General features: G+C 72.3%; 22 protein-coding genes and 1 pseudogene. 12 read left to right on the forward strand and 11 right to left on the reverse strand.

Going from position 1 to position 24,994, the window contains the following annotated elements:
- The first annotated feature begins 6 nt into the window (after positions 1-6).
- Positions 7-198 (forward strand): hypothetical protein, encoded by a 192-nt coding sequence (locus tag AB0435_RS17150; RefSeq protein ID WP_366427325.1) that lies wholly within the window; start codon positions 7-9, stop codon positions 196-198.
- 207 nt (positions 199-405) lie between these two features.
- On the opposite strand, the gene AB0435_RS17155 is transcribed toward AB0435_RS17150, so the two are convergent.
- From AB0435_RS17155 to AB0435_RS17175, 5 genes are all read right to left on the reverse strand, one after another.
- Positions 406-1,650 carry a TIGR02679 family protein gene (locus AB0435_RS17155; RefSeq protein ID WP_366427326.1) on the reverse strand — a complete coding sequence of 415 codons (1,245 nt, stop codon included), beginning with the start codon at positions 1,648-1,650 and terminating at the stop codon, positions 406-408.
- Positions 1,641-5,714 carry a TIGR02680 family protein gene (locus AB0435_RS17160; protein WP_366427327.1) on the reverse strand — a complete coding sequence of 1,358 codons (4,074 nt, stop codon included), beginning with the start codon at positions 5,712-5,714 and terminating at the stop codon, positions 1,641-1,643. Before AB0435_RS17160 ends, AB0435_RS17155 begins: the two co-directional genes overlap by 10 nt.
- Positions 5,711-6,955: a TIGR02678 family protein gene (locus AB0435_RS17165; RefSeq protein WP_366427328.1), complete on the reverse strand. Its 1,245-nt coding sequence runs from the start codon at positions 6,953-6,955 to the stop codon at positions 5,711-5,713. Before AB0435_RS17165 ends, AB0435_RS17160 begins: the two co-directional genes overlap by 4 nt.
- Positions 6,952-8,517 (reverse strand): TIGR02677 family protein, encoded by a 1,566-nt coding sequence (locus tag AB0435_RS17170; protein ID WP_366427329.1) that lies wholly within the window; start codon positions 8,515-8,517, stop codon positions 6,952-6,954. Before AB0435_RS17170 ends, AB0435_RS17165 begins: the two co-directional genes overlap by 4 nt.
- A gap of 240 nt (positions 8,518-8,757) precedes the next feature.
- Positions 8,758-9,162 (reverse strand): DUF5997 family protein, encoded by a 405-nt coding sequence (locus AB0435_RS17175; RefSeq protein WP_366004066.1) that lies wholly within the window; start codon positions 9,160-9,162, stop codon positions 8,758-8,760.
- Positions 9,163-9,220: 58 nt separating this feature from the next.
- Here AB0435_RS17175 and AB0435_RS17180 point away from each other — a divergent pair, with 58 nt between their 5' ends.
- Together AB0435_RS17180 and AB0435_RS17185 are read left to right on the forward strand one after the other, a co-directional pair.
- Complete coding sequence (locus tag AB0435_RS17180) at positions 9,221-10,012, forward strand: LysR substrate-binding domain-containing protein (RefSeq protein ID WP_366004067.1); 792 nt, start codon at positions 9,221-9,223, stop codon at positions 10,010-10,012.
- A gap of 78 nt (positions 10,013-10,090) precedes the next feature.
- Positions 10,091-11,089 (forward strand): TAXI family TRAP transporter solute-binding subunit, encoded by a 999-nt coding sequence (locus AB0435_RS17185; protein ID WP_366004068.1) that lies wholly within the window; start codon positions 10,091-10,093, stop codon positions 11,087-11,089.
- Between the two features lie 298 nt (positions 11,090-11,387).
- On the opposite strand, the pseudogene AB0435_RS17190 reads toward AB0435_RS17185, so the two are convergent.
- Together AB0435_RS17190 and AB0435_RS17195 are read right to left on the reverse strand one after the other, a co-directional pair.
- Positions 11,388-12,776, reverse strand: a pseudogene (locus AB0435_RS17190) (HAMP domain-containing sensor histidine kinase); the annotation flags it as partial.
- A 15-nt stretch (positions 12,777-12,791) separates the two neighbouring features.
- Positions 12,792-13,499: a response regulator transcription factor gene (locus AB0435_RS17195; protein ID WP_366004070.1), complete on the reverse strand. Its 708-nt coding sequence runs from the start codon at positions 13,497-13,499 to the stop codon at positions 12,792-12,794.
- Between the two features lie 270 nt (positions 13,500-13,769).
- On the opposite strand from AB0435_RS17195, the gene AB0435_RS17200 reads away from it, so the two are divergent.
- The 8 genes from AB0435_RS17200 (at position 13,770) to AB0435_RS17235 (ending at position 20,310) form a co-directional block, all read left to right on the forward strand.
- Entirely contained in the window at positions 13,770-14,555 is a 786-nt protein-coding gene (locus AB0435_RS17200; protein ID WP_366004071.1) for an amino acid ABC transporter ATP-binding protein, read from the forward strand.
- Between the two features lie 137 nt (positions 14,556-14,692).
- On the forward strand, positions 14,693-15,595 hold the full coding sequence (locus AB0435_RS17205; protein ID WP_366427330.1) for a glutamate ABC transporter substrate-binding protein: 903 nt from the start codon (positions 14,693-14,695) through the stop codon (positions 15,593-15,595).
- A 24-nt stretch (positions 15,596-15,619) separates the two neighbouring features.
- Positions 15,620-16,270, forward strand: a complete 651-nt coding sequence (locus AB0435_RS17210) for an amino acid ABC transporter permease (protein WP_366427331.1) — start codon at positions 15,620-15,622, stop codon at positions 16,268-16,270.
- Positions 16,267-17,187 carry an amino acid ABC transporter permease gene (locus tag AB0435_RS17215; protein WP_366004074.1) on the forward strand — a complete coding sequence of 307 codons (921 nt, stop codon included), beginning with the start codon at positions 16,267-16,269 and terminating at the stop codon, positions 17,185-17,187. The genes AB0435_RS17210 and AB0435_RS17215 overlap by 4 nt, the downstream gene beginning before the upstream one ends.
- A 239-nt stretch (positions 17,188-17,426) precedes the next feature.
- Entirely contained in the window at positions 17,427-19,178 is a 1,752-nt protein-coding gene (locus AB0435_RS17220; protein WP_366004075.1) for an FAD-dependent monooxygenase, read from the forward strand.
- 47 nt (positions 19,179-19,225) lie between these two features.
- Positions 19,226-19,297 (forward strand): putative leader peptide, encoded by a 72-nt coding sequence (locus AB0435_RS17225; RefSeq protein ID WP_311775615.1) that lies wholly within the window; start codon positions 19,226-19,228, stop codon positions 19,295-19,297.
- 96 nt (positions 19,298-19,393) lie between these two features.
- On the forward strand, positions 19,394-19,939 hold the full coding sequence (locus tag AB0435_RS17230) for a cysteine dioxygenase (RefSeq protein WP_366004097.1): 546 nt from the start codon (positions 19,394-19,396) through the stop codon (positions 19,937-19,939).
- A complete protein-coding gene (locus tag AB0435_RS17235) occupies positions 19,936-20,310 on the forward strand; it encodes a rhodanese-like domain-containing protein (protein ID WP_366004076.1) in 375 nt (124 codons plus the stop codon). Before AB0435_RS17230 ends, AB0435_RS17235 begins: the two co-directional genes overlap by 4 nt.
- A 309-nt stretch (positions 20,311-20,619) precedes the next feature.
- On the opposite strand, the gene recX is transcribed toward AB0435_RS17235, so the two are convergent.
- From recX to AB0435_RS17255, 4 genes are all read right to left on the reverse strand, one after another.
- Positions 20,620-21,201: a recombination regulator RecX gene (gene recX / locus AB0435_RS17240; protein ID WP_366004098.1), complete on the reverse strand. Its 582-nt coding sequence runs from the start codon at positions 21,199-21,201 to the stop codon at positions 20,620-20,622.
- Between the two features lie 46 nt (positions 21,202-21,247).
- On the reverse strand, positions 21,248-22,366 hold the full coding sequence (recA, locus tag AB0435_RS17245) for a recombinase RecA (protein ID WP_366004077.1): 1,119 nt from the start codon (positions 22,364-22,366) through the stop codon (positions 21,248-21,250).
- A 176-nt stretch (positions 22,367-22,542) separates the two neighbouring features.
- On the reverse strand, positions 22,543-23,721 hold the full coding sequence (locus tag AB0435_RS17250) for an AI-2E family transporter (protein WP_366004078.1): 1,179 nt from the start codon (positions 23,719-23,721) through the stop codon (positions 22,543-22,545).
- 39 nt (positions 23,722-23,760) lie between these two features.
- Positions 23,761-23,955 carry a DUF3046 domain-containing protein gene (locus AB0435_RS17255; RefSeq protein ID WP_095578978.1) on the reverse strand — a complete coding sequence of 65 codons (195 nt, stop codon included), beginning with the start codon at positions 23,953-23,955 and terminating at the stop codon, positions 23,761-23,763.
- A 79-nt stretch (positions 23,956-24,034) separates the two neighbouring features.
- Between AB0435_RS17255 and AB0435_RS17260 the strand changes: the two genes are divergently transcribed.
- Positions 24,035-24,955 (forward strand): hypothetical protein, encoded by a 921-nt coding sequence (locus AB0435_RS17260; protein ID WP_366004079.1) that lies wholly within the window; start codon positions 24,035-24,037, stop codon positions 24,953-24,955.
- Positions 24,956-24,994 lie beyond the last annotated feature (39 nt).

The following is a 24,994-nucleotide window of genomic DNA, read 5'->3' on the forward strand; positions in this document are numbered from 1 at the left end:
TGGCGGGTGTCGACCAGGAATCCGCAGACGGTGACCCTGCCGGCCCGCTCCTGGCGGGCGATCAGGACCTGGGCGAAACCGGCGGCCTCGGAGACCGAGGAGCTGTTCACGCGTGATCGGGCGGCCCGCCGCCGGGCCGAAGCCGACCTGGCCTGGCTGGCCTCGGCGTGGAACATTCCCCGTACGGTACGGAGATGAGCCCGGGGCCGGATCCGGGGCGGTACGGCTTCGGCTCATGGGCCTTCGGCGGACCGCGCGGGCGGCGGACTCGCCACCGGCGACCCGCGCCCCGCCGCGCCTCGCACAGCTTTCCGCCCCGGCCACCCGGGAGCTCGACCCGGGGCGCTGCCCCGGGCCCCCTTCCTGGGGCCCGGAGGGCCCACGGTCACCCACGACAACGCGCGATCAGGCGAGATCCCCGAGGAGGAGGGCCAAGGCCACCTCTTCCTCCACGCGTACCCCGAGCTCGGCCATGGCCGGTGCCAGGGCGTGGTCCCAGGAGGCTTCGGCCGGCGTCCCCGTCAAGGGCGGCAGCCCCTGAGCGGTGGCGGCGATGGAGCGGTAATCGGCGGCCGTGTAACGCCAGGGGCGCCACGGTACGCGGCGCAGCAGCCCGCTCGCGATCCGAAGACCGCCCCAGTCGAAGTCGCCGTGGTAGTGCAGCGCCGCGCCGGACTCGTGAAGGTGGCGCAGGAGGGTGAGCGCGGCGGCGGACGGCTGACCCTGGAGACAGATCAAGGGCGGGCAGTCGGCGCCGTGGGCATCGGCGGCGGCCGCCAGGACGGCGGGGTTCTCGCAGATCCACACGCGTGACGGTGCCAACGCCGGAGGTGTGCGGATGAGTTGGCGCAAGGTCAGGACGCAGGGCTCTCCCGCGGCCGCCATCCATTCCAGGGCGGGTGTGCCGCGCAGATTCAAGGTGAGGACGGTCGAGGACACATCGTCGCGCAGCAGTCCCGCGGACGCCCATGCCTCCCGCCGCCATTCGGTACCGCTGCCGTCGGGAAATCCGGTGAGAGCTCGGATGCCGGACAGGGTGAGCGTGGCCAGAGGCTTGCCATCGTCCAGAGCGTGCGGGCTGCCGAGCACGCGGGCCGCGAAGGCGGGCAGGGACATGGCGGGGCCGGCGGGAAGCGCGCGGAGGGCTCTCACGGTAGCGGCGAGCAGAGGACCTGTGGCGTCGGGGGTCCGGGCGAGGCGCCGCACCATGCCCTCGGTGCGCAGCCGGACGGTCCAGTCGGCGAGGCGCGGCAGGTCGCGGGCGAGGGCGTCGAGCGGGGCATACGCCTTCTGCCAGGCGCGGGTCTCGTCGTGGCGGACCTGGCTGAGGGGGGTGACGGGCCCGGTGAGCGCGGTCACGGCCGCGGCGAGGCCGTCGGGGCTGATGCCGGAGCGGCGCAGGACGGCGTCCACGGCATCGAGCCGCACGGTCAATGACCGGCCGACGCGCGGCGCGCGGCCCAGCAGGCGTTCTACGGCCGCGCGCTGGGCTTCGGTGGGGGCGGGCAGCGACACGGGCCCGGTGAGGGGCTGCTCGCGTTCGAGACGCCGCCGTATGCGCTCGACCAGCCAGGCGAGTTCGGGGCCGCCGAGCAGACGGCGCAGCCGCTCGGTGTCGACCGGGCCGGGTGGCACGGCTGCTACGTCCACAGCGGGTCCCGGCCGTCCGCCTCCGCCATGGACCGGTCCGCCTCGTACTCCAGGTCCTCCCGGCGCAGGCGCGCGCTGCCGTTCCACTCCCAGCGGGTGACCAGGACGGCCGCGACCTCGTCGGTCCTTGAGAGCTGTGCGATGGCGATGCCGGGCACCTGCGGGTAGCAGGCCCATTCCCGTTCACTGGTCATCACCACGTCCAGGTCGAAGGCGTGCAGCAGGCCCAGGCACTTGGCACGCGAGTCGTCGTCGACCCCCGCGAACGCCTCGTCGAGGGTGACCAGGCGCGGCGCGTGCGGATTGCCCGCGCTCGCGTAGTGCGAGGACGCGGCGGCGAACAGGGGTACGGACACGGCGAGGACGCGTTCGCCGCCCGAGGCGGGGCCGGTGGCCGGGACCCACCGGCCCTGCTGGTGACGCTCGACGCCGAATTCGTGCCAGGTGCGGTAGTCGAGTGCGGCGGTGAGGTGTTCGAGCCAGCTGCCGGCGGCGTCACCGGTCTGCTGCTGGGCGATCTGCGCCTGCAGGAACTCACCGACCGACGCCCGGTCCTCCGCGGACCAGGCGTCGGCGGACTGGCGCAGGCGTTCCCGCACCTGCGCCAGACCTGCCGGGGCCTTGCGCGAGGCCCGCCACACCAGGCGCAGCTTCATGCCGGTGGAGGTGGGGCGTTCCTCCAGTTCCGCGTTCATGGCCCGTACCTGCCGTTCGGCCGTGCCGATCAGTTCCTGCAGGGTGCCCGCCACCTCGGTGATGAGGTGGGTTTCGAGGATCTCCCGCTCATGGGCGGACAGGATGCGGGTGAGCTCGCCGACCTCGGCGGCGAGCGCCTCGGCGAGTTCGGGCACGGCACGTTCGCGGCCCTGGTAGACGATGTCGACGACCATGCCGTCCTCGACCATGCGGGCGGACGCGGTGTGCCCGTGCCGGGACAAGGCGTCCTGCAGGGTTTTGAGCTCTTCGCTGAGACGGCGCTGGACGCGCTCCCAGGCACCGTCGGAGTCGTCCGTCCTGGACAGTTCGGTCTCGATGGAGCGGGCCAGGGCGATGGCGGGGGTGGCCGCCCAGGGGCCTTCCCGGGCCGGCGGTACGGCGAGATCGGGCAGGGCCACCGCGATCAGTCCGGTGCCGGCGAACCGCTGGAGACCCGCGACCGCTTCGGCGCGCGCGGAAGCCGCCTCGCCGATCCCCTGTTCCAGTTGCTCGATGCGGCCTTCGGCACGGCTGGCCCGCCGGTCCGCCTCCGTGTGCCGCTCACGGGAGCGGCGCTGCTCGGCGCCGCACTCACGCAGGGAGTCGGCGGTCTCGGCGAGACGCCGTTCCAGCTCGGCGACGGCCGCGCCGACCGTGGAACGCAACGTGGTGTGGCGCTCGTCCGCGACCGCGGCCTCGCGGGCCGCTTCCTCGGCGCGCAGCGCGTGCTCCGCGGTCCTTTGCCCCGCCTGTTCGGCTTCGTCGCGCTCCTCCTCCACCTGACGGGCCGTCTCGGCGCTTTCGCGCAGGGCCGGCCACAGGTCGGCAAGAACGAGGGCGAGGCCGGTGAGCGCCTGACGCACGGCCGCGAGCCCGTCCCGCCCGGTGGGCAGACCCAAGTCGGCTGCGGTGCCGCCGAGTTCGGCCATGGCCTGCTCGGCCGCCCGGGCGGCGACGGTGAGCCCGTCGGCCCGCTCGTCGCGCCGGGCGCGGTCCCGTCGCGCGGTGCCGGCAGCCGCCGCTACGCGGGCGTACGCCTGCCGGAGCGGCGCGTCGTCGGGCACGGACGCCAACTCGGCGTCGAGGGTACGGCGCCGGGCCGCGACGGCCTCCGCCTGGACGGCCGTGGCCGCCAGCTCCTCCTGGAGCGAGGCCAGTTCATCACGCAGGGCCGCGATGCGGGCCCTGCGCGCTTCCTCACGGGCCCCCTCGCCGACATATTCGGCGGCGGGCTTGGCCCACCGGCCGGTGAGCGCACCGATACGGAAACGCCCGTCAGCCGCAGCCCAGGTGGTCGCGCCGTCCTCCTCGCCCAGCCCGATCGCCGCGAGCAACCGCGCCACCGTCTCCTCACCGATCGCCGCGGCCCGCGCGTCGCCGTGGTCCACGGCCGGGCACAGTACGTCGACCAGCGACGGTCCGGACACCGGACCGGCTTGGGGGGCGAGCAGCACATCGTGCCCGTCCGCGCCGAGGGCGGAACCATCAGGGGACACCCAGGCATCCAGCAGGCCGGAGGCTTCAAGTGCCGCCTCCAGACCGGCACGTTGGGCGTCACCGAGCCCGTCCCGGAAGTCGACCAGCCGCCACAGGGGGGCACCGGCCATGCGCTCGCGCAGGTCCGGGGTACGGGTGTGCGGGGCGTCGGGGCCGCACTGGCCGCCGGCTTCGAGCTCGGCCAGTCGCTGTTCCATGTCCCGCTGCCGCGACCGGAGTTCCGTCGCGCGGTGCGTCAGGCCGGCTGCGCGATCGGCGAACTCCGCCGACGCCTGGCCGTGGGCGCGCGAGGCGTGCGTACGTGCCGGGCAGGGACCGTCGAGGTGCCGTGTCCACTCCTGGAGCTCGTCGAGCAGGCCCACCGCGTCGGGGTACGCCAACACCTCGCAGGCGCCGGCGTGTTCGCGCACGGCGTCCAGGAGTTCCCGGCCGGCCGTTGCCGCGGCTTCCTCCGCCCGGTGCTGTGCCTCGGCCGCGAGCGCGAGGTCGGACTCCGCCTCGTCGAGCCGCCGGGAGGCCGCGCGGCTCTCGCTCGTCGCCCGTCCGGCCTCGTCCGCGAGGCGCTCCACCAATACCAGACCGCGCCGCCTGCGCTCCGTCGCCTCCTCGGCCAGGGCCGGGGACAGCTCCTCCGGCAGGGCGACGCCGGCTTCCCCGGCCGCCTCCCGGGCGCGCAGGAGGCTCGCCTCGGCCCGGCGTTCCGCCGAGGCCAGCCGGTTCTCGGCCGCGCCGAGCCGCTCCAGCGCCCGCTTGTGGAGCCCCAGGGTCTGCTCACGGTCGGCTTCGGCGCGTTCCCTCGCCCGCGCCGTGCGGGCCGCCCCCGAAGCCGCCTGCTCCAGTTCGCGGGCGCTGCGCATCTCGGGGCCCTCGCGCAGGGCGGCGTCCTGGGCCCGCAGCCGGGTCCCGGTCTCCTCCAGAGCGGCGATCCGTTCCTCGGCCACCGCCCGGTCCTGCTCCGCGCCGGCCTTGTGCCCCTGTTCCTCGGCGAGGTCCCGTTGAAGGTGCTCGTAGCGGGAGTGCTCGCTGCGCGGGAGGCGGGCCCGGCGACGGGAAGCGACGCGGGCGTAGCGCCGGTAGTGATCCAGGAACGCCGAGGCGGCGCGTTCGGCCTCGGCGGCGGCCCGCAGCTCTTCCTTCTCCTCGTCCAGGGAGCGGAACGCCTCCGCCGCGTCACCGATGACCGCCTGGTCCATGGGCGGCAGCGCCTCGGTCAGGGCCCTGGAAAGGGCGGCCTCGTTGGGGCGCTTGGACAGCTGGGGCTGGCGCAACTGGATGAGCAGGTCCACCAGCGCGGCGTACCGCTGCTCACCGAGCCCGAACAGCGCCTCGTCGACAGCCCTTCGGTAGGCCCTGGCCTGGTCGTACACCATCCCGTGCCCGGCGATCGCCTCCGCGAGCCGGTCGCGGGTCAGGGCGGTACCGGTGGGGTCGAGCAGGCTGAGCCCCTGGCCGATGCGCTGGTCGGTGACGGCATACCAGTGGCGTGCGATGCCGCGCCCGGTGACGGCCTTGAGGCCGCAGGCGAGCGTACGGAACTGCTCCTCGCCGCTCGTCCCGTCCCGGCGGCCGAACTCGATCCAGGTGTATCCGAGCCGTTCGGGGTTCGGGTGATCGCCGCCCAGGAGCAGGTTCCATTCCATGCGCTTGCCCGGGTCGCCGTCGGGCTCGACACGGCGCGGGCTGAGGTCGCCGTCCAGCAGAAAGGGCAGGGTCAGGGCGAGCACCTTGGACTTCCCGGTGCCGTTGTTGCCGCGCAGCAGCAGTCGCCCGTCGCGGAAGTGGAACTCCTCCACGTCGTAGTGGAAGAGGTCGACGAGCCCGATGCGCATCGGCTGCCAGCGCGTGCGCGTGGGGACGGGAAGGGCGGTCACTGCGGGTTCGCCTTTCGCTGCTGGGGCATGCGCGTGGTGCCGGGGGTTCGGGAGTCGATGACGACGGTCTCGCCGACGGCGTACCGGGCGAGGGCCGGGCGCGGCACGGCCTCGTCGCCTCGGCGGGCGACGAGTCCCAGGGCGGAGAGCTTGGCGAGCGCCTGCTCGACCAGCTCTCCCTCCGATCCTGGTTCCTTGGCGGACTTGGCCCAGAACCCTCCGTGCTCGGCGGCGAGTTCGCGGACCTTCTGCCGGAGACCAGCCGCGGCGACGGGCCCGTGCACCGCCGCGAGGTGTTCGGCGAGCAGCAGGGTGATGTGGCCGTGGGTGCCCTGTTCGGGCATGCGGACATCGGTGAGGTCGTCGTCGGGGTCGACCATGGCGATGCCCTCGGCCCGTACTTCGGCCACAAGGCCGGTCAGTTCGGTGATGCGGGCGGTGATGAAGCCTCGCTGCCTGGTGAGGTAGGCGAGCTCGGCGTCGTTCAGCTCGTCGTAGTACAGCACCGGATCATCCAGCAGGCGGCGCGTCAGCGAACGGCGCATCGCGCGGAACCGCAGGTCGTCGCTGTCCAAGGCGGTTTCGGCGACCAGTTCGGCAAGGCGCTCGTCAAGACCGTCGGCGCGTACGGTGGAGGGGCCCCGTCGGGTGGCGAGCAGCCCTGCCAGCACGCGCCGCTCGACGTCGTACAGCACATCGCCCGCCCCGCTGACGTACGCCTCCTCGTCACCGGCCACTCTCCGCAGAACGCCGAGCTTCAGCAGGAGCCGTACGACGGCGGCGAGATCGAGACGCTCGTCGCGGCGGTCCAGGGTGAAGTGGATTCCGGCGGCCGCCAGTCGGGGGTCGGCCGCGTCCAGGACGACTTGGTCGGCGAGGCGGCCGAGCGCGATCTGCGCCTCGCCCCGCTCAAGGGCGGCGAGGGCGAGGCAGAGCAGCACATAGCGACGACGGGTGAAGGGGGCTCCGGTCCGGCTGACGTCACGGGCAGGGTGCGTCGGGCCGGTGAGGGCGCCGGGGATCTTCCGCAGCCGGGCGGCCTCGGCGTCCACCTGGAGGGACCAGCCGGTGTTGCGGTCGAACCACTCGCGCAGTTCCGAGGCGTGCCGGCGGACGAGCCGGAAGTCGTCGGCGTGCGGGCCGTGTGCGAGCAGCAGAGGCTCCTTGAGGAGGGCCCGGGCCGCCTTGCGCAGCTCGGCGGGGTGCTGCCCGTCCAGCACCGCGGCGGGCGGAGTGCTCATGGCCTGCTGTCCCTTTCCGTCAGGTCGATGATCTCGACGGTGTGGTCGGGGCCCCGGAAGACACCACCGGGGGTGGTGATCTCGGCGGTCGTGCCGTCGCCGAGCGCCGACAGGCGGATCTCCATGGAACCGTCGTTGCTGGTGGCGGTGGTGTGCGTCATGCCGGGCCGCCAGGTGGCGAGGGCGTCACCGAGGAGCTGGAGGAAGAGGCCGAAGGCGAGTGGGTCGAGCTCGCCGAGCGCGGAGAGGCGGGTGGTGCCGTCGGTGGCGAGCCGCGCGCGTGCGGCGGCGATCTCGGCGGCCTGCTTGGCGGCGATCTCGGCGAGATGGCGGCGCGCCGCGGAGCGGTCCTCGACCTTGCGGGGCTTGCCACGCCGCTCATAGCTGCCGGTGCGGCGCAGCTGCGGGCTGATGCGGAGCGGTTCGGCCTCGGCCCATGGGGTGGCGGCGGGGACCGGACGGGCCCCGCGGGCGGCGAGGGTGTCGGCGTCGACGGTGAGATGACGGGCGGGGTTGAGCCCGAAAGCGGTGCGCCACAGGCGGTGCCGGGCGTCGTCGTCGGGTGCCTCGGCGAACCAGCGGGCGAGCGTACGGAAGTCGGCGGACCGGTCGGAGCGACCCGCTCGCCGCTCGTTCAGCGACCGCACGACCGCCAGGAGCTGGGGAATCGCCCCGAGAGCCCGGCCGCGCAGCAGCCGGGCCTGCGACTCGTGCCCGTCCCTGCTGATGAACCAGGCGGCAAGCCCGTCCCATCGCCCCGTCCACCGGGCACACGCCTCCCGCTCGGCGTGCTCCGCCTCCTCCGGTGCGGCATCGGCGGCCTCGCGTGCGGCGGCGGTCCGAAGCAGCGGTGCGATCACCCCGCCGTCCTCCAGTTCCAGGATCAGCTGGGCGATGCGTCCGCCGAGAGTGATCAGGTCCTGGATGAACCGCTCCAGATACTGGATGAGCCGGTCCTTGTAGGCGAGGAAGACCTCCTCCTCGACGTCGTGCAGGTCGATGGTGCGCTGGAGGGAGCCCATGAAGGCCCGGGCGTTCTCGGCCAGGGCCGCGAACCGGCTGCTCAGCGCGTCGAGTGCCAGATACGTCTTGGCCGGGTCGGGTCCTGGCTCTTCGGGCCCCGCTCCCAGGACGAGCAGGGCGCGCAGCTGTGTGACGATGTCGTGCAAGGCCACCGCCTGCAGCGCACCGCGCCTGCCGAGCGCCTCGTCGTAGGCGGCAAGCGCTTCCTCCGCCGCTTCTCCCGCCTGGGTGAGCTGATAGACGAACCGCTTGCGGTAGAAGTCCTCGACGGCGGTGACCCGGGCGGTGTCCGGGTCGGCGCGCAGATTCCCCCACTCGACAAGGCTGTCGAGCGCCTTGACCACGGTGTCGAGCTCGGCCGGACGCTCAGCGGCAGGCAGAGCCGCGTGCACGTCCTCGGGGCGCAAATGCACCGCGAACCGCTCCTTCGCGAGGAGGAACGTCCGCATCGTCCGCCGGTAGAGGGCGGAGTTGGGCGCGGTGAGATGCGCGAAAGGGGAGTATCCGGTGGGAACCGGAATGCTGGTCGTCAGGTCCATCGCCCTGCCATTCTGTCCGATGATTCCCGGCCCTGACAGACAAAGGCGGGAACCTCTACAGATCACAACCGGCCGGACGACCACTGGCTCCAGCGTCAGCGGCTGTGCGCGCGTTTGTGAAAGCTACGACCCGTAGGTGCGCACCTCGTATGTTCCCTTGACGTCCACTGCCTGGCTCCGGTCACCGCTGCTGGTCATTCCTCAAGGGTAAGGGGGCCCCGGAGAAGCTCCTGCCAAAGGTCAGGAACGCGGCTGACGGGACTGGTCGGCGCGTTCCGCGTTCTTCTCCTTGACGCGCACCGCTTCCTTGCGGACCTCGGCCTGGGTGGCGCGCTCGCGCTGCAGCCACTCGGGGCTGTCGTTCTTCAGCGCGTCGATCTGCTCGGTGGTGAGGGCCTCGGTGACTCCGCCGCGCGCGAGGCCCGAGATGGAGACGCCCAGCTTCGCCGCGACCACCGGACGGGGGTGCGGGCCGTTGCGGCGCAGTTCCACCAGCCACTGGGGCGGCTCGGTCTGCAGTGCGTTCAGTTCGGCGCGCGTGACGACACCCTCCTGGAACTCGGCGGGGGTGGCCTCGAGGTACACACCCAGCTTCTTCGCCGCGGTGGCGGGCTTCATCGTCTGGGTGGTCTGGTGCGACTTCATGGTTCAAGGGTATCGAGCATGTGCGCTACCTCCGACCACGAGCGGCTAACCTTGCGGAGTGACAGGCTCGGATGTATCCCCTTCGTTCCGGCTCGCCTACGTTCCGGGGGTGACGCCCACGAAGTGGGTGCGGATCTGGAACGAGCGGCTGCCCGAAATCCCACTCACTCTGGTCGCGGTGCCCGCGGCCGAAGCGTGCGAGCTGCTGCGCGGCCGCGGCGCCGACGCGGGTTTCGTACGGCTGCCGGTCGACCGGGACGACCTCAGCGCGATCCCCCTGTACACCGAGACGACGGTCGTGGTCATCCCCAAGGACCACGTCGTGGCGGCGGTGGAGGAGGTGTCCACCGAGGAGCTGGCCGACGAGGTCGTGCTGCACCCCCTCGACGACACCCTCGGCTGGGAACGGCTTCCGGGGCGGCCCGCGATCGAGCGCCCCGCCACGACGGCGGACGCCGTCGAGCTGGTGGCGGCCGGGGTGGGCGTGCTCGTCGTCCCGCAGTCGCTCGCCCGCCTGCACCACCGCAAGGACCTTACGTACCGGCCGGTCACGGACGCCCCCGAGTCGCGCGTCGCGCTGTCCTGGCCGCAGGAGGAGACCACCGACCTGGTGGATCACTTCATCGGGATCGTGCGCGGGCGGACCGTCAACAGCACACGGGGCCGTCCCCTGGCCTCCGCGCAGCCGAAGCAGAAGCGTCCGGCCGCGGGCGGGGCGCAGCGCAAGCCCGCGGCCGCCAAGTCGGCCGGGAAGAGCACGCGTGGCGGTTCCGGCGGCGCCAAGGGCGGCAAGAACCCGCGTGGCGGTTCGGGCGCTCCCAAGCGTGGCAAGCCCCGTCGGCGGTCGTAGCCCGTCGGCTCACCGGGGCGCGGTACCGACTCCGTCCGCCCTCTGCCGAAGCCCTGCCGGGCCTGGCAGGATCCGCCCATGACTCTCCGGCTCCCGCGCCCCGGCCGCCGCCGCGCCCTGCAGACGGGCGTGGCGGCCACCGCCGTGCTCGCCCTGCTGGCGTGGTGGCTGGTGTCGCTGCACGGCTCGTCGTCGCCGAGCGGCCGGATGTCGTTCGCGACCGGGGTGCCGACCGGGGTGTACGCGAAGTACGGCGACCTCCTGAAGGAGGATCTCGGGCGGGACATGCCCGCCCTGGAGGTGCGGCTGCGGCGCAGCCAGGGGTCGCTGGACAACCTCAGGCAGCTCACATCGGGCAAGGCCGACTTCACCCTGGCCGCCGCCGACGCCGTCGCCACCTACCGGGACCGGCGGGAGCCCGGCTGGGCGGGACTGCGGGCCTGCGCGCGGCTGTACGACGACTACATCCAGCTGGTGGTCCAGAAGGATTCACGGGTGCAGTCGGCGCGGGACCTCAAGGGGATGCGGATCGGCGTCGGCACGGACGAGTCCGGCGTGCAGCTGATCACCAGGAGACTGCTCAAGGCCGCGGGACTCGATTTCGACAGGGACATCGCGCCCGTCCGCGTGGGGATCGACCGGATGCCGGCGCTGCTGGAGCAGGGGCGGATCGACGCGTTCTTCTGGTCGGGCGGACTGCCCACCAACGCCGTGCAGAGCCTCGGCCGCCGCCTGTCGATCCGGCTCGTCCAGCTGGGCGACCTCATAGAGCCACTGCACGCGCTCGGTCCGGAGACGCGTTACTACAGAGCGGCCGTCATGCCGGCGGACGCGTATCCGGAACTGCACGCCGGCCAGGCGGTGAAGACGATCGCGGTCGCGAATCTCCTCATCACGATGGACCACGCGGACACCGGTCTCGCGGAGAGCGTCACCCGGTCCGTCATGAATAGTCGCGACCGCATAGGACAGAAGGTGCACGCGGCGCAGAAAGTGGACCTCCGTACGGCGATTTACACCGACCCCCTGGATCTGCACACGGGCGCCCGGCGGTACTACCTTTCGGTCAAGCCTTAGGCCTCCGGCGGATCTTTGCCAGTCTGCGGGCCCGTTGCCTCCCCCAGCTACCTCCCCCGGACTCCGTCCGGGGGTGCCCCCAGAGGTGCCCCCAACGGGCTGAATTGCGCGTCCACATCAACCACATCCAGCCCGTCCGGCGCTTGAGGACACCGCCGCGCAGCGGTGGTGCGCAGACGACGTCACCCGCAGCACCGACCACAAGATCCGCCGGACAGGCCCTAGCCGCTCTCCCCCGGCCGCCGATCGTTCGCCGGAGCGAATCACCGGCCCTTGCCGCCCCGTCGGCGGCACGGTCGCGCGGCACGCGGATCACCGCCCGCAGGCCGTGCGGGGTGTTCGGGGCGTACGAGAGCGTGGCACCGCCCGCGGCGAGGAGGGCGCGGGAGATGGACAGGCCGAGGCCGGACCCGTCGACGTTCTGATGGCGGTTGCTGCGCCAGAACCGGTCACCGATCCGGGTCAGTTCCTCCTCGGTCAGCCCGGGACCGCCGTCGGCGACGGTGATGGCCACGGTGTCGCCGTCGACCGCGACACCGACGTCCACGGCGGCGCCGGCCGGGGTGAACTTCAGGGCGTTGTCCACCACGGCGTCGAGCGCGCTGGAGAGTGCCACCGGGTCGGCCCAGCCGGTCGTGGCGGACGGCCCGCTGTACGCGAGGGCGACCCGCTCACGGTCGGCCACCGGCGACCAGGCGCCCACCCGGTCGGTGACGATCTCGGCGATGTCGGCCAGTTGGAGGTCCGCCGAGGCGTGCTCGGCCAGCGCGAGGCCCAGCAGGTCGTCGAGGACCCGGGCCAGCCGCCCGCCCTCGGCCCGCACGGAGGCGACCTCCTCATGCCCTTCGGGCAGGTCGAGCGCGAGCAGGTCGATGCGCAGCAGCAGGGCCGAGAGCGGGTTGCGCAGCTGGTGCGAGGCGTCGGCGACGAAGGCGCGCTGCTGCTCCAGGATCTCTTCGACGTGGTCGGCCATCTCGTTGAACGAACGGGCCAGCCGCCGCAGTTCGGGCGGTCCGCTGTCCACCGCCACGCGGGAGTTCATCCGCCCCGTGGCTATGCCGTGCGTGGCGGTGTCGAGGGTCCGTACGGGCCGCAGCACCCAGCCGGTGAGCCGGAAGGCGGCCGCGACGGCGAGCAGCATGGCCGCGGTCTCGCCCGCCCCGAGCAGCAGCCACGAGTGCAGGATGCGGGACCGCAGCCGACCGGTGGGCGAGTCCGTGACGACCACGGCGATGACGTCACCGTCACGGATGACGGGTGAGGCAACGGTCAGCCGGCGGCGCTGGAAGGGCCACACCTGCCCGGGGTCGTGGCTGCGCCGCCCGGCCAGTGCCTCCTGGAACGCCCGCTGCCCCTCGCCCTGGTCGGGTACGGGCCAGTCGGCGGGAGCGACGGCCATGGCCCGGCGGTCACGGTAGAAGATGCCGACGCGGATGCCGTACAGGCCCTCGTACCGGACCAGTTCGGTGCGCAGGGTGCCGAGCCGTTCGTCGTTGCCGGCCTCCGGGTCGAACGGGCGGGCGGTGACGTACTGCGCGAGGGAGGCGAAGCGCGCGGTGTCGTCGATGCGGTCGACGACCAGCCGCTGCTGCTCGGCGGCGGCGATGCTCGCGGCGAGCGGGAAGCCCAGCGCCAGCAGCACTCCGGCCAGCAGGACGATGAGCAGCGGGAGGAGTCGGGTGCGCACGGTCTCGTACGGCCGTCACGCGGCCGGGACGACGATTTTGTAGCCGACGCCGCGGACCGTCTCGATGAGGGCGGGCATGCCGAGCTTGGAGCGGAGCGAGGCGATGTGCACCTCAAGGGTGCGTCCGGTGCCCTCCCAACTGGTGCGCCACACCTCGCTGATGATCTGCTCGCGGCGGAAGACGACACCGGGGCGCTGGGCGAGCAGCGCCAGCAGGTCGAATTCCTTGCGGGTGAGCGGGACGGGGGTGCCGCTGACGGACACCTCCCGGTTGGGGAGCTCGACGGTCAGGGCGCCCAGGTGCAGCGCCCGCGGACCGTCGGGGTCGCGGGTGTCCTCGGCGCCGTCCTCGGCGGGCGGGGTGCGCCGGGCGACGGCGTGGATGCGCGCGAGGAGTTCGCCGGTGTCGTAGGGCTTCACCACATAGTCGTCGGCACCGAGGTTGAGACCGTGGATCTTGGAGCGGGTGTCGGCGCGGGCGGTGACCATGATGACGGGGGTGGCGGTGCGCTTGCGGATCCTGCCGCAGACCTCGAAGCCGTCCTGGTCGGGCAGGCCGAGGTCGAGCAGGACGACGGCGAAGGGCACGCCCCCGGCGGGCAGCAGCGCCTGGAGGGCCTCTTCGCCGCTGCGGGCGTGGGTGACGTCAAATCCGTGCCGGGCCAGCACCGCGGACAGGGCAGCGGCGACATGGTCGTCGTCCTCCACGAGCAGCAGTCTCAATCCGCGCCCTCCGTCCGGCCGTGGTGTCGCAACACCGCATCCACGCTGATGGACGCCCACCCCGTCAAGAGGGTTGCGGGGGTGAAGGAGCTTCCGTTACCCACCCGGTACGCCCGCACTCCCCCGCGTGCGCTCCCCGCGCCCCCTTCACGCGGAGTGTCCCTTTGCCGCCGGATCGTTATGCTCAATTTCAGCTCAGATGTAATGACGCTGGTCGTTCCCGCTGATTAGGGTCCTCCCCAACCGAGGAGGATGGAGCGAGGAACGCCGATGAGCGAAGTATCGGTGACCGATGCCGCGGCGGCCGCTGCGGCTCCCCCGGACGCACTGGTCGTCCTGAACAGCGTCAACAAGCACTTCGGCGCCCTGCATGTCCTCCAGGACATCGATCTGTCCGTCGCACGCGGTGAAGTCGTCGTCGTCATCGGGCCGTCGGGGTCCGGGAAGTCCACCCTGTGCCGCACGATCAACCGGCTGGAGACGACCGACTCCGGCTCGATCACCATCGACGGCCGGCCGCTGCCCCAGGAGGGCAAGGAGCTGGCGCGGCTGCGCGCCGACGTCGGCATGGTCTTCCAGTCCTTCAACCTCTTCGCCCACAAGACGGTGCTGGAGAATGTGACGCTGGGCCAGGTCAAGGTCCGCCGGACGGACCGGAGGACGGCCGAGAAGAAGGCGCGCGGCCTGCTCGACCGCGTGGGCGTGGGCGCCCAGGCCGACAAGTACCCCGCGCAGCTCTCCGGCGGCCAGCAGCAGCGCGTGGCGATCGCCCGCGCGCTCGCCATGGAACCGAAGCTGATGCTCTTCGACGAGCCGACGTCGGCGCTCGACCCGGAGATGATCAACGAGGTGCTGGAGGTCATGCAGCAGCTCGCACGGGACGGCATGACCATGATCGTCGTCACCCACGAGATGGGCTTCGCGCGATCGGCGGCCAACCGCGTGGTCTTCATGGCGGACGGCCGGATCGTCGAGGAGGCCCGGCCGGACCAGTTCTTCAGCAATCCGCGGAGCGACCGGGCGAAGGACTTCCTGTCGAAGATCCTCCACCACTGATCCGCACCCGCCCCGTGCGCCTGACGTCCGCTCACCGCACGCCCCATCGCATCGGCCGCTGCGGCCTTCCCCCGCGGTGACCACGTCGGCGCCGCACTCCCTCACGACAACGCCCGCAGACGCAAAGGATGTTCACCATGAAGCTCCGCAAAACCGCCGCAGCGGCCACCGTGGTGCTGGCGCTCGCCGCGTCCGCCTGCGGCAAATCCGGCAGCCCGGACGACAAGGGCGGCGGGCAGTCGGCGCCCGCCGCCCCGACCTACAAGGTGAACACCGCGGCGGACGTGAAGGGTTCGCCCGTCTTCGAGAAGATCAAGGGCAAGAAGATCACCATCGGCACCAAGGCCGACCAGCCCGGTCTCGGATTCGAGAACCCCAGCACCAAGAAGCGTTCCGGTTTCGACGTGGAGATAGCCCGGATGATCGCGGCGGACCTCGGCTTCGACGAGGACCACATCTCCTTCAAGACCATCCCCTCCGAGGCCCGTGAGACACAGATCGCCACGGGAGGCGTCGATCTGTACGTCGGCACGTACACGATCAACGACGAGCGCAAGAAGCAGGTCGGCTTCGGCGGCCCGTACTACGTCGCCGGCCAGGACCTGCTGGTGAAGGCCGACAGCAGCATCAAGGGGCCGGACGACCTCAAGGGCAAGAAGGTCTGCTCCGCGGCGGGTTCCACACCGCTCAAGCGCATCAAGGAGGCCAAGTACGGCGTGGCCGAGGCGATGTCGCAGCAGGGCTACCAGCTGTGCGTGCAACAGCTCGTGGGCGGCTCGGTGGACGCCGTCACCACGGACGACGCCATCCTCAAGGGCTACGCGGCGGAGAACAAGGGCGCGCTGAAGGTCGTCGGCAATCCGTTCTCCAAGGAGCCGTACGGCGTCGGCCTGAAGAAGGACGACAAGGCGCTGCGTGACGCCGTGGACGACGCCATCGAGGCCCATGAGAAGAACGGCGACTGGAAGAAGGCGTACGACGCCACGCTCGGCCTCTCCGGCATCCCGGCCTCCTCCCCGCCCTCGGTCGACCGCTACTGACCGGCGGCGGATCGGAGAGTTGACGTGAACGTTCTGTCGGACAACTTCGCGATGTTCCGCGAAGGCTTCGTCGGCACCGTGGAGCTGACCGCGCTCAGCGCGCTGCTCGCCCTGGTGGTGGGCGTGCTGATCGCGGCGTTCCGCGTCTCGCCCGTCCCCGCCCTGCGCATATTCGGCGGCACCTGGGTGACCCTGCTGCTCAACACGCCCCTGGTGCTGCTCTTCCTCGCCGTCACCCTGGGCCTGCCCGCACTGGGCCTCAAGGGGTGGGACTCCTTCTGGCTCGCCGTCATGGCCCTGGGCGGCTACACCTCCGCGTTCGTCTGCGAGGCCGTCAGGTCGGGCATCAACGCCGTACCGGTGGGCCAGGCGGAGGCCGCCCGGTCCGTCGGGATGACCTTCACCCAGACCCTCGGCCAGATCGTGCTGCCGCAGGCCACCCGGACGGCCGTCCCGCCACTCGGCAGCCTGATGATCGCTCTCGCCAAGAACACCGCGATCGCGTCGAGCTTCAACGTGACGGAGCTGGGCTCCGTGCAGAAGACCCTCAACGCGGACTCGGGCTACAACATCTTCGTCATCTTCCTCTGGATCGGCATCTGTTACGTCATCATCACCTTCGCGATCAGCGGCCTGTTCCGGCTGCTGGAGAACCGGCTGGCGGTGTCCCGATGAGCGCGAGTGTCCTCTTCGACGTCCCCGGTCCCAAGGCGCGGGCCCGCAACCGGATCTACGGCATCCTCTCCACGGTCGCCGTCCTCGCGCTGATCGCCTTCGTCGTCTACCGGCTGAACGACACCGGGCAGTTCCAGGGCGACCTGTGGAACATCTACGAATACACCAGCACCCAGCGGCAGATCCTCGACGGCCTGCGGACGACCGTCGAGACCTTCGCGATCGCCGCGGCCCTGTCGGTCGTCCTCGGCGTGGTGCTGACGGCCGCCCGGCTGTCCGAGCACAAGGCGGTGCGCTGGGCGGGCGTCGTGGCCGTCGAGGCGTTCCGCGCCATGCCGCTGCTCATCATGATCTTCCTGCTGTGGGCGGCCGTCTTCACCTCGGACCCGATGTGGGCGCTGGTCATAGGGCTGACGCTCTACAACGGTTCGGTGCAGTCGGAGATCTTCCGCTCCGGGATCAACGCGCTGCCCAAGGGGCAGGGCGAGGCGGCGTACGCACTGGGTCTGCGCAAGACGCAGGTGATGACGAACGTGCTCGTCCCTCAAGCAGTCCGCACCATGCTGCCGTCGATCATCAGCCAGCTCGTGGTCACCCTCAAGGACACCTCGCTCGGCTACATCATCGTCTACGAGGAGCTGCTGTTCGTCGGCAAGCGGTTCGCGGAGCAGCGGCCGCCCGTGAACGGCGTCTACGCCTTCATCCCGATGGTGATCGTGTTCGGTTCGATCTACATCCTGCTGTGTCTGGCGCTGTCCTCCGTCGCGACGTGGGTCGAACGGCGCACGAAGCGCTCGCGCAAGGGCACCCCGCCCCCGATGGCCGCGCCCGGCGCCGCCGTCATGGCCGGTCCCGGCCTCGGCGCGACGGGCGCCACCGGCGCGCCCGGCACGGACGGGCCCAAGACCGGCCCATGACGGCGTGGGTGACGCCCCGTCGGCCGCGGTCGGCGGCGGGGCGCGCCCGCACCGGCGCGCCGTGACAAGAGCCCTGATCACTTGACGCAAGCACCCGCAATGGGTTGCATACGTTCTGTGATCGAGCACCGTGTTCCCCCCGCCGGCCTCCGTGCGCACCGAGCGGTGCGCACGGCCGTGACGCACCGAGGAGCCCCCGGCACGGCCGCGGGCCGCCGCGGGACGCAGGGAGCGGTGCCGTGGATCCGGTGATCGTCGTCGGGGCGGGGCCGGTCGGTCTCGCACTCGCGCTCACCCTGGCCCGCCGCGAGGTCCGTGTCGTCGTCCTCGACGAGACCCTCGCCGACGGAGGGGGCGAGGAGGAGCGGCGCCCGGCCCGCACGGCCGTACTGCGCCCGGACACCGTCGAGATGCTGGAGCGCCTGGGGTGTTCCCTGGTGGACGGCACCCGGTGGACCGGCTGGCGGACCCTGCGCCGCCGCGCCCTGGTCGCCCAGGTGCCCTTCGCACAGCCGTGCCGGACCCCGGGGCCCGACGGCTCCGAGGAGGCCGCGGAAGAGGGCACGACGGCTCCGGAGGAGGCCCGTGAGCCCGCTCCGCTGCACATGCCGCAGCACGCGTTGACGCGGGAGCTGCGGGCGGCACTCGCCCGTGAGAGCGGCGTACGGATCGTCCCCGGCGGCCACCTGGACACCCTGCGGCAGGACTCCGCCGGAATCACGGCGCACACCCGGGGCGGCAACGGCGGCCACTGGCGCGGAAGTTATCTCGTCGGCTGCGACGGCGCCCGCTCGACCGTACGCAAATTGCTGGGCGCCCGTTTCCCGGGGCGTACGGCCGTCGAGCGGCACGCCGTCGCCGCTCTCCGCGCCGAACTGCCCTGGCCGGGAGAGGCGGTGCTGCACCGGTCGCCACCGCGTGGCGGTGAAGTGACGGCCCGTCCGCTGCCGGACGGCGTCTGGCGGCTCGACTGGCTGCTGCCGCCGGGCGGTGACCTGGTCACGCCCGACACCCTGCTCACACTGATCCGCGACTCGCTGTCCACGTGGTGCGGCGAGGTGCCGCCGTACGAGCTCCTGGACACCGGCGTGCACGCCGTGCACCACCGGCTCACACGCCGCATGCGCACGGGGCGGGCCTTCCTCGCCGGCGACGCGGCCCATCTGCTCGGGGCACTCGGCACCCAGGGACTCGACGAGGGCCTGCGGGACGCCGAGAACCTCGCCTGGAAGCTCGCCCTCGCCTGGCACCAGGGCGCCTCGGAGGCCCTGCTCGACAGCTACCAGGCGGAACGCCGCGGGGCGATCGTGGCCCGGCTGCGCGCCGCCGACCGGGCCCTGGCGGCGGTACGGAGCGCGGGGGGGTGGCGCACAGCGCGGCGCGCGCTGATGCCGGGCGCTGTGCGCGGCCACGACGAGTTGCTCACCGACGGCCATCTCGGGCGCGGCGCGCTCGCCGCGCCCCCGGTCTACGACCGCACTCCCCTGGCACCGGCCGGCCCGCCCGCGGGCTCCGTCACAGTGACCACCGCTCCCGGCGATCCGGTCGAGGATGTTCCGGTCACCGCACCGGACGGTTCGGCCGTCGGGCTCCGGGACCGGCTGGGCGGCGACCTGCTGGTGGTCCTCGTCGCGCCCGGCACGGGCGTATGGGAGCGGCGGCACTGGCTGGGGGCCGGACTCATGCCGGGGCTCGCGGCGGCGATCGGTGCGCTGCCCATGCCGGCGGAGCTGCTGGTGGCCGAGGCGTATCCGGGGGCGGCCGCGCACACCGTGCTGATGGTGCGTCCGGACGGACACCTGGTCGCCGCGATGGCGGGGGTGCGACCCGCCGAGCTGTACGCCTGCGCGGACGCCGTACGGGGCGGTTCGCCGACAGCGCGCGGACAGGCCCCGGGGAGCGCGGAGCCGGAAGGAGCCACCGCCGAGCGAGACGGCGGGCGCGCCGGTGAGCCCGACGGAACGCCCAGTGAGGCCACGGCCAACCGTTGACCCGTCCCTGCGGCCGTGATTGACTACGGAACGTGACTGACAGTGGCGTGCGTTTCTGGCGGAGGGTCCATCTCGACCTCGTCCGCTACGCGGGCTGCGTCTGTCGTCCGTCCTGCTGATCCGCTTCCTCTTCGCGTGGCCACGCCGAGTGCTGCCGCGCGCTCCTTCGCGATCACTCAGGACGGTCTTCTGTGTTTCTTCCGCTGCCCGTACCCGTGCCGTCGGCCCGGCACACGTCAGCCGTCGCCTCCCCCGCGGACACGTCCGCGGCGCCCTCCGGGGCCGAACTCCTCGACTTCGCCCGCAGCACGGCCGCCGACACCGCGCTGGTCGCCTCGCTCCCGCTCGATCCCGAGGGCCGCACCTGGATGCGGCTGCCGGGGCCGGGCGGCAGCGAGGCATGGCTCATCGGCTGGCCGCCGGGAGCCGGGACCGGCTGGCACGACCACGGCGGTTCGCACGGCGCCTTCGCGACGGCCGCGGGCGGACTGACCGAGCAGTCGCTCGCCGCCCAACTGCCCGCGGAGGGCTGGAAAGTGCTGGAACTGTCCGACGGCGTCGACCGCGAACGACAACTCTCCGAGGGGCAGGGCCGGGCCTTCGGCCCGCACCATGTGCACCAGGTGTTCAACACCTCGCGGACCGGGCACGCAATCTCCGTGCACGCCTACCACCCGCCGCTGCCGATGATGCGGCGCTACAGCCGTACCGGACCGGTGCTGCGGCTGGAGCAGGTCGAGTGGCCGCAGGAGTGGGCATGAGGGTCGAGGAGCTGCTGGCCGCCGCCCGTGCGGGCCTGGACCGGCTCGGGCCCGTGGAGGCGGCTGCAGTCCAGGCCGATGGCGGGCTGCTGGTCGACATCCGCTACGCGGCGCTGCGGCAGCGTGACGGGACCGTCCCCGGGGCGCTGGTCGTGGAGCGCAATGAACTGGAGTGGCGGCTCGACCCGTTGAGCGAACACCGGGCGGCCGAGGCCACGGGGCACGATCTCCGCGTGGTCGTGATCTGCGACGAGGGCTATGCCTCCAGCCTCGCCGCGGCATCCCTGCGCCTGCTGGGCCTCCACCACGCCACGGACCTGGCCGGAGGCTTCCAGGCATGGCGGGCAGCGGGACTCCCGGTGCGTCACTGACGGCGCGAGGCGGGCCGGTGCGCCCACCGGGCGCTTCACGCACCGCTGCACGGCACGAAGACGAGCAGGGGCGGATGAGGCCCGCGGCCGCGCGCCCGAGGCCGCGTTCACCGTCACGGCACGAGGCCAGGCCGGAACCGGGGCAACCGGGCCCGGGACGCTTCGTGCACCGCTCACACCACTCGCACCGCGAGGCCGGGCCGGAACCGGATGCCTCGCGTAACCCGCTCACCGCACAAGGCCAAACCGCCGGAGCCGGGCCGGAGATGACCGGACCCGGCGCTTCCGGGCCGCCGGGCTCCACCGGGCTCAGGCGTCCGGCAGATAGTGCTCCAGCAGCTCCGCTTCCTCGCCTTCCTCCTCCAGGGCCCGGCGCACGACGCGCAGGGCCAGGCCCTCCGCGTACCCCTTGCGGGCCAGCATCCCGGCGAGGCGGCGCAGCCGCTTCTCCCGGTCCAGGCCGCGCGTGGCCCGCAGCTTGCGCTCGACGAGCTCACGCGCCGTGCGCTCCTCCTGCTCGGAGTCGAGCTGCCCGACCGCTTCGTCGATCACCGCGGAGTCCACCCCCTTGGTGCGCAGCTCCCGCGCCAGGGCCCGGCGGGCGAGCCCCCGGCCGTGGTGCCGGGACTCCACCCACGCGCCGGCGAACGCCGCGTCGTCGATCAGGCCCACGTCCTCGAACCGGGCCAGCACCTCTTCCGCCACCTCGGCCGGGATCCCGCGCTTGGCGAGCGCGTCCGCGAGCTGCTTGCGGGTGCGCGGGGATCCGGTGAGCAGGCGCAGACAGATCGCCCGCGCCCGCTCCTCCGGCCGTGGTGGTGTCCCTTCCCCGGCCCTCGACGAGGAGGGGGCACCACCACCGGTCCGGTCGTCCGCACCCGGCTCCGGCAGGTCTTCGACCTCCGGCTCCGGATACTCCGATCGCCGTGTCACGGGATCAGCTCTTGGCGGACGTGGCCTTGGCCGCCTTGCCCGTGGACTTCGCCGGGGCCGGGACCGACTTGGCCGGCTCGGCCGTGCCCGCCGCGTCCGCGCCGGGCTCGCCCGCCGGGGCCTCGGGCTTGGGGCCGACGCCCAGCTTCTCCTTGATCTTCTTCTCGATCTCGTTGGCGAGGTCGGGGTTGTCCTTGAGGAAGTTGCGGGCGTTCTCCTTGCCCTGGCCCAGCTGGTCGCCCTCGTACGTGTACCAGGCGCCGGCCTTGCGGACGAAGCCGTGCTCCACGCCCATGTCGATCAGGCCGCCCTCGCGGCTGATGCCCTGGCCGTAGAGGATGTCGAACTCGGCCTGCTTGAAGGGCGGCGCGACCTTGTTCTTGACGACCTTCACGCGGGTGCGGTTGCCGACGGCCTCGGTGCCGTCCTTGAGGGTCTCGATGCGGCGGATGTCCAGGCGCACCGAGGCGTAGAACTTCAGGGCCCGGCCACCGGTCGTCGTCTCCGGCGAGCCGAACATGACGCCGATCTTCTCGCGGAGCTGGTTGATGAAGATCGCGGTGGTCTTCGACTGGTTGAGCGCGCTGGTGATCTTGCGGAGCGCCTGGCTCATCAGTCGCGCCTGGAGGCCGACGTGGGAGTCGCCCATCTCGCCCTCGATCTCCGCGCGCGGCACGAGCGCGGCGACGGAGTCGATGACGATCAGGTCGAGGGCACCGGAGCGGACCAGCATGTCCACGATCTCCAGCGCCTGCTCGCCGGTGTCCGGCTGGGAGAGGATGAGGTTGTCGGTGTCGACGCCCAGCGCCTTGGCGTACTCCGGGTCGAGCGCGTGCTCCGCGTCGACGAAGGCGACGGTGCCACCGGCCTTCTGGGCGTTGGCCACGGCGTGCAGGGTGAGGGTGGTCTTACCGGAGGACTCCGGTCCGTACACCTCCACGACACGGCCGCGGGGCAGCCCGCCGACGCCGAGGGCCACGTCGAGCGCGGTCGACCCGGTGGGGATGACCTCGATGGGGTCGTTCGGCCGGTCGCCGAGGCGCATCACGGCGCCCTTGCCGAATTGCCGTTCAATCTGTGCGAGCGCGGCGTCCAGCGCCTTCTCGCGGTCGGTGCCTGCCATGGGTTCCACCCGGTTTGCTTGAGTCGATCGCTTCACGTCAACGACGCTAACGCCTGCCACTGACAATGGGCCCGGGCGTCCCCCCTGGCCTGTGGATAACTCGCCTCCCAGAAGACCCGGAACACTCATGAGAATGGATGTTCGATTTTGGTGTCAAGCGCACCACGCCGCCCCGGTCACCGCTCACGCAGCGCCCGCAGGAGCCGGGCCAGGACCGAGGAGCGCGGCCCGTCGTCCGCGCGCCGGCCGTGCACCCGCGGGTCGTCGGTGACGTCGTACCGCTTCACGTAGGCCCCCAGGAAACCCTGGAGCGTCGCGGTCGCCGGGATGGCGATCAGCGCGCCCACCGCGCCGAGCAGCGCGGTGCCCGCGATCACCGAGCCGAAGGCGACGGCCGGGTGGATGTCCACGGTCCTGGCGGTGATGCGGGGCTGGAGCACATAGTTCTCGAACTGCTGGTAGACCACGACGAAGCCGAGCACCCAGACCGCGTACCAGGGGTCCACGGTGAAAGCGATCAGCATGGGCAGGGCGCCCGCCAGGTAGGTGCCGATGGTGGGGATGAACTGGGAGACGAAGCCGACCCAGATCGCGAGCGCCGGGGCGTAGGGCACGCCCAGGATCTCCAGCAGCACGTAGTGCGCGACGCCGGAGACCAGAGCCATCAGGGCGCGCGAGTAGAGGTACCCGCCGGTCTTCGCCACCGCGAGCTCCCAGGCGCGCAGCACTTCGGCCTGCCGGTTCGGCGGCAGGACTGAGCACAGGGCACGGCGCAGCCGGGGCCCGTCGGCCGCGAAGTAGAACGAGAACAGCACCACGGTCAGCAGCTGGAACAGCCCGCCGAGGACGGTGGCGGAGACGTCCAGCACACCGCCCGCGCTGTTCTTCACGTACTTCTGGAGCCAGTCCGAGTGCAGCACGCTCCGCTGGATCTCCACCCGGGAGAAGTCGGTGTGGAACGTCCGGTTGACCCAGCCGATCACGGAGTCCACGTAGGCGGGGAAGTTCTCCACCATCGTCGTGATCTGGTCGGCGAGCATCGAGCCGAGCAGGGCGAAGAAGCCCGCGACCGCGACGGCGATCCCGAGGAGGACCAGGCCGGTCGCGAGCCCGCGCCGCATGCCGCGCGCGGACAGCCGCGCCACGGCCGGTTCGACCGCCAGGGCGAGGAAGAACGCGATCAGGATGTTGATCAGCAGGCCGACGAGCTGGTGGAAGGCCCAGCTCGCCAGTTGGAAGCAGGCGATGAGGGCGAGCGCCGCCACCATCGCCCGGGGCAGCCAGCGCGGCATGCGGGCGTCGGCGTCGGGCCTGGGGTGCGGGTCCGCTCCCGGAGCGGTGTCATCTGCTGCCACGGGGCAAGTGTGACCTATGGGGTGAATCGCCCCGGGTGGTCAGCGCCGGTCGTCGGGGATCTCCAGTGCTCTGCACACCCCGCGCCAGACGTCCTTGGCGTTCCAGCCGGCGTCCAGCGCCTCGTGCACGGTCCTCCCGCCGAGTTCGGACATCACATGATCGCGCGCGAAGGAGTCGGCGTACGCCGCGCCGAAATAATCCGCCATCCGCTGCCAGAAGACCGTCAACCGCATGCGACCAGTATCCCGCCCCTGAGAGTGCAGCCGGGCACGAGCCGCTGACCGGCGGCGCATTCCCCCCTACGGTCGGACCATGGCCCGATCCGGAGCATCCCCCGTAGTCCGTGCCGAGCAGTTCGTCTGGCTGACCGCCCGCGTTCTCGAGCAGCGAAGATTCGCGTTCCATTTCCTCGACGGCGGGCCCGACGCCGTCGAAGCCGCCCTCACGGCCTACGTGGGGGACGACGGGGGGTACAGCTACGCCCTGGAGCCCGACCTGCGCGGGCCGGTGAGCCAGCCGCTGCACACCGCGCACGCGCTGCACGTGCTCGACGAGATCGGCCGCTGCGGCGACCGGCGCGTAGAGCGCGTCTGCCGCTATCTGACGGCCGTCTCCACCCCGGACGGCGCCCTGCCCGCCCTGCATCCCTCGCTGCGCGGCTATCCCACGGCGCCGTGGATCCCGGTGGTGGACGACCCTCCGAGCGACCTGCTCGCGACCGGCCCTGTCGTGGGGCTGCTGCACCGCAACGAGGTGTGGCACGCGTGGCTGTTCCGGGCCACCGACTTCTGCTGGGCCTCGGTCGAGACCCTGTGCGCCGGCGCGAAGACGCACCCGTACGAGGTCGAGGCGGCCGTGGCCTTCCTGGACGGCGCCCCCGACCGTCCGCGCGCCGAGGCGGCGGCGGAGCGGCTGGGCAAGGTGGTCCGGGAACAGGGGCTCGCGCTCCTGGACCCCGCGCGGGCGGCGGAGGCCGCCGTCCCGGACGGCTACGCCCCGGGCGAGCACCACTTCGCGTACGACTTCGCCCGGACCCCGGGCTCGCTGGCCCGCCGCTGGTTCTCCGACAGCGAGCTGGACCGGTCGCTGGACTTCCTCGCCGCTTCCCAGGAGGAGGACGGCGGCTGGCCGATCCGGTGGCGGGAGTGGGCGCCGAGCACGAGGCTGGAGTCCCGGCCGATGGTGACCATCTCCGCGCTGCTGACCCTGCGCGCCTACGGCCGGACGTTGTGACCCAGCACTCGCTCCCACTTCGCTCCTGACAGCACTGAC

The sequence above is a fragment of the Streptomyces sp. NPDC051173 genome (genome assembly GCF_040689515.1).
Lineage (GTDB): Bacteria > Actinomycetota > Actinomycetes > Streptomycetales > Streptomycetaceae > Streptomyces.